Source organism: Herbaspirillum sp. (assembly GCF_035644555.1).
In the GTDB taxonomy this organism is placed as follows: domain Bacteria; phylum Pseudomonadota; class Gammaproteobacteria; order Burkholderiales; family Burkholderiaceae_D; genus Herbaspirillum.
Genome location: NZ_DASQOH010000021.1, coordinates 18,327 through 27,411, shown reverse-complemented (window position 1 = coordinate 27,411; position 9,085 = coordinate 18,327). Strand labels below are relative to the sequence as shown.

Here is a 9,085-nt window from a genome sequence, read left to right as displayed (position 1 = left end):
ATCTTTTCCAGGCGCGGCGGGCTCGCATGGCTGAATCACCCTGTCGTGCAGATCGCGCTCGGACTATCCATGGCGGTGTTATATCTGGCTTGGCCGATCGCGCAGAGCAAGGTGCTGGGTTGCACGGTCATGGCTGCAGGGACGGCACTTATGCTGGTCGCCTCGCAATACAGGCCCGCACGCTGCACGACAGTCGCGTGCCGTGGGCTGGCTGCATGCGGGCGCTTGAGCTATGAGCTCTATCTCTTTCATCTGATCGTACTCGGCCTGATGCGCGTAGGATTCCCACCGCAAACCATTTCAGGAGGAGGAAAGATGGTGCTCCTGCCCGCTTACTTCATGATTTCGGCTGCGCTGGCCCAGGCCATCTCACGCGCGTTTTCCGCACCGATGAACCGTATCATCCGGGGGACATAGCCATTCATGGTTCGCTCGCAGGATGAGCCGCTCCACCTGACCCTCTTTCATTGCCTTCCGGAGGGTGCCACGTGGTCATGCGAAAGGCGACCATACGCTCATTCAAGTCCGGCCAACGGTCTGGCTTCTTCAAGAATCCATTGTGCGAACGCCTTGAGTGGCTCACTGCCAAGTGGCAACGGCTCAGGGAGCACAAGGCAAAATGTCTTGGAAATGCTGCCGTCCTGCGGCCACGGTGCGACCAGGCGACCTTGCGCCAGTTCGACTTCCACATACAGACGGGGCACCAGCGCGACGCCGAGCCCGGCCAATGCTGCCTCAATCAGCATTCCATGCAAGTCATAGCGGGGCCCTTGCGCAGAATGGCTCAGGCTAATCCCGGTCTGCGCGGCATAGCGGTTCCAGGCATCGTGATTCTGACGTCGATGCAGGCGAGGCAGAGTGTCCAAGGCAGCGGGCCCTGTCGCCCCTTCCAGTAATGCAGGATGACATACCGGCACCAGCACCTCATCGAGCAGACGATAGATGTGCATTCCGGCCCAGGCCGGATGTAAGAAATGGATCGCCGCATCCAGGCCACTACCAGGCAGCAGGAACGGCTCCATGCGTTCAGAGAGATGCACCGTGATGTGGGGATGCAGGGCAGCAAAGCGCGGCAGGCGGGGGATGGCGTACCTCATATCGATGTGGTCGCCCCAGTCGGTTCTCACGCCTGTTTATCAATTAGGTTCTAAAATGACTCCGCCCGCCAGGACGGATCGGCGGCCGCTGACCTGTCAGACCGTAGGCTGCAAGCATGCGTCCAGCCCACGCACAATGAAGTTTTATCGGAGATCACAAACTCATCATGAACATCATCGACTCGATTGATAAAAATACCACCTATCCGGGCAGTGGTTCGACGCAAGGCCGGGGCAACGCATCGGGATCTTCTTTCGAGAACAGGCTGCAGCTGGCCAAGGCCAGTGGCTCGCTGTCAGCCTCGACGAAGTCCGATCCGGCGCGGGAACTGCAGGAATGGGCGGCCATGTCGCCGGATCAGCGGCTGTTCTATATGGTGCTGCAGTCCCTGGGAGTAACGAAAGATCAATACGAGCAGATGTCGTCCGACGACAAGCAGAAACTGGCAGAGAAGGTCCGCGAGCGGATCAAGGAGATGGCCAAGAACGGCACGCTCAATGCGGCCACGATGGCTTAGACCGGCTTACCGATCGCCGACATAAGCAAGGTCAGATGGTCTCGGGCTGCCGATCCAGCAGACAGTCGATGAACGCGCCGAGGAGGGCTGGTCGATGCCGCCTGTTCGGGTAATAGAGGTACAACCCCGGGCGTGAAATCGACCAGTCCGCCAGCACCTGGACCAGCCGCCCCTGTTCCAGAAGTTCGGCCACGCCATCCCGTTCAAAGTGATAGGCAATGCCAAGCCCGTCGAGTGCTGCAGCGATGCCGATATCGGCATGGTTGGTGACGACGGGGCCGTCCACCGCGACCTCCATCTGTCGCCCACGTTTCTTGAATTCCCAACGATAGTGCCTGCCGTCCATCTGGAGCCGCCAGTTGATGCAGGTATGCTGGTGCAAGTCGGCAGGTGTCCTGGGTGTTCCGCGACGCGCAAGATAGTCCGGGGACGCCACGGCCACCATGTTCAGGTCCGGCGTGAGGCGGACCGCCACCATGTCTTTCTCGAGCCGGTTACCGACGCGGATACCGGCATCGAAACGGCCCTCCACGATGTCGGCCAGCGCGTCGTCCACCACGATGTCGAGGATCACGTCCGGGTGCGCCTGATGGAAACGTGAAAGCCGGGGCGCAATGAGGGTTCGCGCCGCGATCCCGAGCGTATTGATGCGCAGCGTGCCACTCATCTTGCCGGTGGCCTCACTGGCTTCAGCGACTGCAGCAGCCATCTCCCGAAACAGCGGCGCCACACGTCTGTAGAGCAGTTCACCACTCGCCGAGGGCGCGACGCTGCGCGTGGTCCGGTTCAGCAGACGGGCGCCAATGCGGCCTTCGAGTTGCCTGATGGTCTGGCTCAGGGCCGACGGCGAGAGACCCAGATGCTCCGCCGCGCGGGCAAAACTCTGCCGCTCCACGACAGCGACGAAAGCCTTCAACTCAGCAAAATCGGATCCACGCATTATGTATTTTTTTCTACATAGAACATACGAATTCTAGGATATTAACTAAATTCAGATTGGCGCGCATCCTGAGGCCTTTACCAACCTCATCAAGCCAAGCACATGGACACCCTGCCCCTTCCTGAGCCAATTGCTGCGTACTTCGCGGCCGAACACAATCCCGAAGCGCTGGCACGCTGCTTCTCGGCACAGGCCGTCATGAGGGATGACGGCCATACCTATACCGGCGTCAACGCCATCACGGCCTTCATGGCCGAGGCATCGGCCAGGTACAGCGCGACCAGCGTGCCGTTTGCCGTGGAACTGGACGACGGCGTCCAGCTCGTGCGCGCCAAGGTCTCCGGCAACTTCCCCGCTAGCCCTATCGTGCTGACCTATCGCTTTCGCCTGGAGCGGGGCCTGATCGCCTCGCTGGAGATCAGCGCATGAGCTTCGATCTTCATCTGAAGGGCCTGCGGGCCGTGGTCACCGGTGGCACGCAGGGTCTTGGCGCTGCCGTCGTGAAAACCCTCGCCCAGGCCGGTGCCCGGGTGATGACGTCGGCGCGCTCCCTGCCTGCGCAGCCAGTCGAAGGAGTGAGCTACCTCGCTGCCGACCTGTCTACGGCGGAAGGGAGCGATCACCTCGCCCACGCCATCCTGCAGGACTGGGGTGGCGTCGACATCGTGATCAACGTCCTTGGAGGATCAAGAACGCCCGTCGGTGGTTTCGCTGCGATCAGCGATGAGCACTGGTTCGCCGAGCTCAACCTGAACCTGATGCCGGCCGTGCGTCTGGATCGTGCACTGCTTCCCACCATGCTGGCGCAAGGCTGCGGGGTCATCATTCACGTCAGCTCCATCCAGCGCGTGCTGCCCCTGCCCGAGTCGACCACCGCTTATGCCGCTGCCAAGGCGGCGCTCACGACCTACAGCAAGTCGCTGGCAAGAGAGGTGACGCCAAAGGGCGTGCGCGTGTTGAGCGTCGCTCCGGGCTGGATCGAGACCGAGGCTTCCGTGACGTTCGCGCAGCGGATGGCGACGCAGGCCGGGACGGACTACGAGGGTGGCAAGAAAATCATCATGGACTGGTTGGGAGGCATCCCGGTCGGCCGGCCCGCACAACCCCAGGAGGTCGCCGATCTGATCGCGTTCCTGGCATCCCCGCGAGCGGCTTCGATGGCGGGGACCGAGTATCGGATAGACGGTGGCACAGTGCCGACTGCGTAGCAATACACGATAATCGCTGCAAGCTGGGCGATGGCAAGTTCTTGAGACTTGCCATCCCCCGCAGAGTATCTCCAGCCCGTCAGCCACCAGAACCAGGGGACTTCGACGACTGCCGCAACACGACAATATTGCCCAACAACGCAATGCTGGTTCCCGCGAACAGGGGGAGTGTCACCACCACCCCTTCCCTGATGACGGACATGCAGATCGCCACCACCGGGACCAGGACAAAGGAAAATGACGCCCTGGCCGGGCCGGTGCGCTTGATCAGTTCGAAGTACAGCAGAAATGCCGCGACCGATCCCGCCACGACCAGATAAGCCAGCCCGGCCAGGTAGGAATCCGAATACCTGGACACGATCGCCGAGCCCTCCAACGCCGCCACCGCCAGACACACCACACCGCTGAACAGCAACCCCCAGCCAACAGTGGCGACGCCCCATATTCCATGTATGCGATTTCGCGCACCGATGGCCGTGCCTGCTGCCGTCGAGAAGGCGGCCATCAATGCCCATGCCAGACCGAGCGTCAGTTCATGCCGATAGGATTGATTGAAAATCAGGGGTCCCATCCCGCCACCGAAAACGATGCATATCCCCAATACGCCGCAGCCCATGCCGATCTTATCGGTGGTCGTCGGTATATCCCCGGTCAGGAGCCGTGAGAGAAACGCCGTGATCATCGGCGAGACCGACAGCACCAGGGCGACCAGTCCGCTGGGAATGTGGAGCACCGCGTTGTAGAAGGCAACGTAAGCCAACCCGAACATAGCAATGCCCTGCATGGCTACCCAGACCATGTGATGACGTGCAAGGCGCAATCGCTTCCCGCTTCCCCATGCGATCAACAGCAGAATCACCCCTGCCCCCAACATGCGGTGACCCACCCCGATTACGGGGGTAACTTCCGCGTTTTGCGACAGAACCATTGAAGAGCCCAGCCCGACGAGCAAGGCGTTGAAGAAGAGAAGTAAGGTATTCATGCATGCAGAATACGCTCACAGCGATAGGGAATTTAGCTAAGATACACCTCTTGTATCGCCATTTCTGGTGAAAATCACCAATAACGAGGGCCCCAGCCATTTATGAATCTGGACAAATTCAACATACAGATCCTGCAGGCCTTGCAGGAGAACGCGCACCTGACGATCCAGGAACTGTCGGAACGCGTGGGCCTGTCGCCCACGCCTTGCGCGCGCAGGGTCAAGCAACTGGAAGAAGACGGCATCATCAAGCGATACGTGGCACTGGTCGATGGTCCCAAGATCGGCCTAGGCCTGACCGCTTTCATCCACGTACGGCTACGCACCCAGAGCAAGAAGGCGGTGGATGCGTTCGAGGCTGCCATCAGAAACATGTCGGAAATCATGACCTGCCATCTGGTCACCGGGAATTACGACTATCTGCTGATGCTGCGCGTGGAAAGCGTCGACGCCTGCCGCAAATTCATCCGCGACAGGCTGATCATCATCGATAGCGTGGGGGAAACTGAAACCAGTATTTCGCTGGAAGAGACAAAACTGACGACCGCCCTTCCCTTGCCTGGATGGAGATGAGATTTTCGATTCGGGATTCGCCTGCGCTCAGTGACAATCCGGAACGTTCTGATCCAGATAAACCTCGAAGGCCACGTTGTTGACCCACTTCTTGATGGCATTGCCCCAGAACGTATCGTTCCAGCGCGCCGCCACCTGGCGTGCCGCGGCCAGATCGGCCGGGTCGCCGCTGCGCACCTGCAGTACCAGTGCCTGGCGCGACGTGGGCGGCAGCTGGGCGGAAAACTTCTTCCACTCCGGCAGCTTGAGCAGGGCCTTCATCAGCGTGTCGTCATGCACGGCTGCGTCACACTGGCCGGTGCGCACCGCCAGCAGGGAATCGGCCGGGGCCGGCATCACCTTTTCGATGGCGCCGTAACGCGCAGTGAGCGTGCCGACATAGGGGGAACCAGCCGAGACGCAGACGCTGCGGCCCTGCAGGTCTTCCCATTTGCGGATGGTGGTGTCGGTGCGCATGATGGCCATGCCACCGGCGCTGTAACCGGTGGGGATCTCGACCACATCGCTCGCCGCGGCCTGAGCGGGCGCCGTACGGGTGAACACCAGCTCGGGCCGCATCCCTTTCAGGGCGGCGCGTTCTGCACCGTTGGTCTGGAGTTCGGCCTTCACCTTCCACTGCGCGGCCAGGTCATCGGCCAGCACGGTGGCGATGTTTTCCGGCGTACGGAATTTCATGCCGCCCTTGTACGTCGGCGGAACGTGATCCAGCCCGATGCGCAACTGCCCGCTGCGACGGGCGTCATCCACCACACCGGCTTGCAGGCTGCATGACAGCAGTGCCGCCAGCGCAAAAATGAAAGAATGAAGACCGCGCATCGTGAGTCCAGATGACTTGAATACTGGGTGTTGGATCAAACCCGGATCAGGATTCTTGCTCAGACATCCTGCTCAGACATACTGATAGCGCAGCAGACGATGCTTGAGATTTTCCAGGATGACCTGGTCGATCAGCGCCGCCAGGATGGCAATGGTCAGGATGTTGGCCATCACGCCGATCATGTCCGCAGTCTCCCCCGAGTAGGCCAGCGTGCGGCCCAGCCCCTTGCCGAAACCGACCAGCATCTCGGCCGAGATCAGGGCGCGCCAGGCGTTGCCGAAGGCCAGCTGAGCGCCGGTGATCAGCTCCGGCATCACCGCCGGCAGGTAGACCCGGCGCAGCATGGACAGGCGCGAGGCGCCCATCACGCGGGCTGCCGAGACATGCACCTGCTGCACGCTCTCGGTGGCGTTCATCACCGACAAAGCCGCCGGGAAGAAGGCCGCGATGGCCACCACCACCACGATGGGCAGGTTGCCGAAGCCCATCAGGATCAGGAACAGCGGTACCCAGGCGATGGACGGGATCGATTGCAGGATCACGATGGCCGACTTCAGCACTTCGCGGAAGAAGAACAATACCGCGCCGATCAGGCCGAAACCGATGCCCAGCACCAGCGCCGAGCCATAGCCCATGCCCAGGCGATAGAGGCTGCCGAACAGGGCCAGGCGGAAATTGCTGGACTGCACCTCTTCAAACAGGCGCGCCGCCACCGACGGCACGCCCGGCATCAGGAAGGATGGCAGCGACCAGGCTGCGATCTGCCACATCAGGAGGATGAAGACGATGGCCAGGACCATGGCCAGCTTCTTGCGGAGACCGGTAACGCGACGCTGTGAGCTCATAAGACAAATAAAAGACGATGGCCGGACTCGCTCCGGCCAGATCAAAAAACATTAAACCTCTTCAACCCGACCTCCAACCGTTCGGACTGAGTAGGCCCGCAGGGCCGTATCGAAGGCGCCCCCGACGCAGTGCCTTCGATACGCGGCTGCGCCGCTACTCAGGGCGAACGGTAGGCAGCACAGTTCAGGCATCCTGCCATCCCGACATCACAGCTTGCGGGCGTTCTGCCACGACAGGTCGGTGATGGAGTTCACGTCGAAGGGCTTGCCATCACGGGTCTTGAGCGAGCCCTGGGATTGCAGGATATCGGCGATTTCCTGCATGCGGTCCTGGTCCTTCTTGTTGATCTTGGCAGTGAAGGTCTGGCTCTTGATGGCGTCGCGGATCACGTCTTCGCGCAGCATTTCGCCATGCTTCAGGGTCTTCAGGGTCGGCTCGGCGATGAAGTAGCCGGCGATCAGCTTGGAGGCCTCGGCGGGCTTCTTCTGCAGCAGGGTGATGGCGTCACGCTGGGCGTCGAGCGACTTCCAGACAGCGTCGCGCTTCTTCTTCAGGGTCTCGCCGGAGGTGATCACCACCATGCAGGGGAAGGGCCAGACTTCGCCGATCTCATAGATCTGCTTGACCGGTGCGATCAGTTGCGCGATGCGGGCCTGCGGTTCGAACAGGAAGGCCGCATCCACGCGCTTGCCCACCAGCGACTGCACCGCCACCTGGGGCGAGACGCCCATGACGTTGACGTCATCCGGCTTGACGCCGGCGTCGCGCAGGACCACGCCCTTGAGTACGGTATCAGCGGTGCTGCCCTCGGCTTGCGAGGCCAGGGTCTTGCCCTTCAGGTCGGCGACCTTGTTGATGCCAGAGTCCTCGCGTGCCACCAGAGCGTGATAGCCCAGTTGCGCACCGCCCACCACCTTCAGGTCGGCGCCCTTGGAGGCCCAGGCCACGGCGTTGGAGAAACCGAACACGCCGCTGTCGAGCTGGCCGCCGACGATGGCCTTGACCAGGTCGGTACCGGACTTGAACTCGATCAGCTCCACATCCAGGCCGTACTTCTTGTAGAGGCCGGCTTCATAGGCGGCCATGGCCTGGGCATCGTCCATCACGCGCAGGTAGCCGATCTTGAATTTTTCCAGGGCAAAGGCATTGCCGGTGAAAGCCAGGGCAGCGGCGGCGATGGCCGGTGCCAGGATGCGTGCGAGTTTCATACTCCAACCCCTTCAATGTTTTTGGCAAATTCGTCCTGCTCGGCGTGGATGCCCAGCAGGCAGAGGATCTCGCGACGGGTGGCCGCGAATTCGGACAAGTCGTGCGTCTTTTCGTGATGCACGAGATTGAATTCCTTCAAGACCTTGGCCGGGCGCGGGCTGAATACGAAGATGCGGTCGGCCAGGAACAGCGCCTCGTCCACATCATGGGTGACCAGCACCACGGTCGGCCCCTGCTGGCGGATCAGGTCGCGCAGGGCGTCCTGCAGGGTCATGCGGGTGAGTGCATCGAGGGCGCCGAAGGGCTCGTCCAGCAGCAGGGCCTTGGGCTGCGAGATGAAGGCGCGTGCCAGCGCGGCGCGCTGGCGCATGCCGCCCGAGACCTGGTGCGGGTAATAGTGTTCGAAGCCCTTGAGCTTGACGTTGTCCAGCCAGACGGCGGCCTGCTCGGCGGCCTTCTTCTTGTCGATGTTCTGGAATTCCAGGGCCAGGGCCACGTTCTGCTGCAGGGTCAGCCAGGGATAGAGCGCGTTTTCCTGGAACATCAGGGTGCGCTCTGGATGCGGGCCGCGAATGGCCTGACCGTCACCAGCGACCGTGCCGCTGCTGGGCTCTTCCAGGCCGGCAGCCATGTGCAGCAGGGTGGACTTGCCGCAACCGGAGGGGCCGACCAGCGCGACCAGTTCACCCGATGCGATGTCGCGGGTGAATTCCTCGATCACGTGCAGGTCGCCGAAGCGCTTGGCGACGTTGTTGAAAGATAGCTTCATGTCGTCCGGCGGCCGAGCCGCGCAGGTTGAGATGCGGTTGAAATGCCTGGATCAGGATGCATGGGAGGGATGGCAGAGCGCCCCCGGGCGCGCTTTCCCCCTTTTTGTCAGGAATGCACTGTACTG

Annotated in this window: 10 protein-coding genes and 2 pseudogenes; 5 read left to right on the top strand and 7 right to left on the bottom strand. The window is 61.6% G+C overall.

What is annotated here, in order from left to right:
- Positions 1 to 417: pseudogene (locus tag VE092_RS06965) on the top strand (acyltransferase); the annotation flags it as partial.
- Positions 418 to 515: 98 nt separating this feature from the next.
- Here VE092_RS06965 and VE092_RS06960 read toward each other — a convergent pair.
- A pseudogene (locus VE092_RS06960) lies at positions 516 to 1,097 on the bottom strand (LysR substrate-binding domain-containing protein); the annotation flags it as partial.
- Between the two features lie 167 nt (positions 1,098 to 1,264).
- On the opposite strand from VE092_RS06960, the gene VE092_RS06955 reads away from it, so the two are divergent.
- Positions 1,265 to 1,615 carry a hypothetical protein gene (locus VE092_RS06955; protein WP_324875183.1) on the top strand — a complete coding sequence of 117 codons (351 nt, stop codon included), beginning with the start codon at positions 1,265 to 1,267 and terminating at the stop codon, positions 1,613 to 1,615.
- A 31-nt stretch (positions 1,616 to 1,646) separates the two neighbouring features.
- Here the strand turns inward: VE092_RS06955 and VE092_RS06950 are convergent, their stop codons facing one another.
- The gene (locus tag VE092_RS06950; protein ID WP_324875181.1) at positions 1,647 to 2,555 is read right to left on the bottom strand and encodes a LysR family transcriptional regulator; all 909 of its coding nucleotides are present in this window, start codon (positions 2,553 to 2,555) and stop codon (positions 1,647 to 1,649) included.
- A gap of 102 nt (positions 2,556 to 2,657) precedes the next feature.
- Here VE092_RS06950 and VE092_RS06945 point away from each other — a divergent pair, with 102 nt between their 5' ends.
- Both VE092_RS06945 and VE092_RS06940 read left to right on the top strand, forming a co-directional pair.
- Complete coding sequence (locus VE092_RS06945; protein WP_324875179.1) at positions 2,658 to 2,984, top strand: nuclear transport factor 2 family protein; 327 nt, start codon at positions 2,658 to 2,660, stop codon at positions 2,982 to 2,984.
- Positions 2,981 to 3,763 (top strand): SDR family oxidoreductase, encoded by a 783-nt coding sequence (locus VE092_RS06940; protein ID WP_324875177.1) that lies wholly within the window; start codon positions 2,981 to 2,983, stop codon positions 3,761 to 3,763. Before VE092_RS06945 ends, VE092_RS06940 begins: the two co-directional genes overlap by 4 nt.
- 79 nt (positions 3,764 to 3,842) lie before the next feature.
- Here the strand turns inward: VE092_RS06940 and VE092_RS06935 are convergent, their stop codons facing one another.
- A complete protein-coding gene (locus VE092_RS06935) occupies positions 3,843 to 4,745 on the bottom strand; it encodes a DMT family transporter (RefSeq protein WP_324875175.1) in 903 nt (300 codons plus the stop codon).
- Between the two features lie 102 nt (positions 4,746 to 4,847).
- On the opposite strand from VE092_RS06935, the gene VE092_RS06930 reads away from it, so the two are divergent.
- On the top strand, positions 4,848 to 5,318 hold the full coding sequence (locus VE092_RS06930; protein WP_006462772.1) for an Lrp/AsnC family transcriptional regulator: 471 nt from the start codon (positions 4,848 to 4,850) through the stop codon (positions 5,316 to 5,318).
- Positions 5,319 to 5,345: 27 nt separating this feature from the next.
- Here the strand turns inward: VE092_RS06930 and VE092_RS06925 are convergent, their stop codons facing one another.
- From VE092_RS06925 to VE092_RS06910, 4 genes are all read right to left on the bottom strand, one after another.
- A complete protein-coding gene (locus tag VE092_RS06925; RefSeq protein WP_324875172.1) occupies positions 5,346 to 6,134 on the bottom strand; it encodes a transporter substrate-binding domain-containing protein in 789 nt (262 codons plus the stop codon).
- Between the two features lie 72 nt (positions 6,135 to 6,206).
- A complete protein-coding gene (locus VE092_RS06920) occupies positions 6,207 to 6,980 on the bottom strand; it encodes an ABC transporter permease (protein WP_077238312.1) in 774 nt (257 codons plus the stop codon).
- A 207-nt stretch (positions 6,981 to 7,187) separates the two neighbouring features.
- Complete coding sequence (locus VE092_RS06915) at positions 7,188 to 8,189, bottom strand: ABC transporter substrate-binding protein (RefSeq protein WP_006462775.1); 1,002 nt, start codon at positions 8,187 to 8,189, stop codon at positions 7,188 to 7,190.
- Positions 8,186 to 8,959 carry an ABC transporter ATP-binding protein gene (locus tag VE092_RS06910; protein ID WP_324875168.1) on the bottom strand — a complete coding sequence of 258 codons (774 nt, stop codon included), beginning with the start codon at positions 8,957 to 8,959 and terminating at the stop codon, positions 8,186 to 8,188. The genes VE092_RS06915 and VE092_RS06910 overlap by 4 nt, the downstream gene beginning before the upstream one ends.
- Between the last annotated feature and the right edge of the window lie 126 nt (positions 8,960 to 9,085).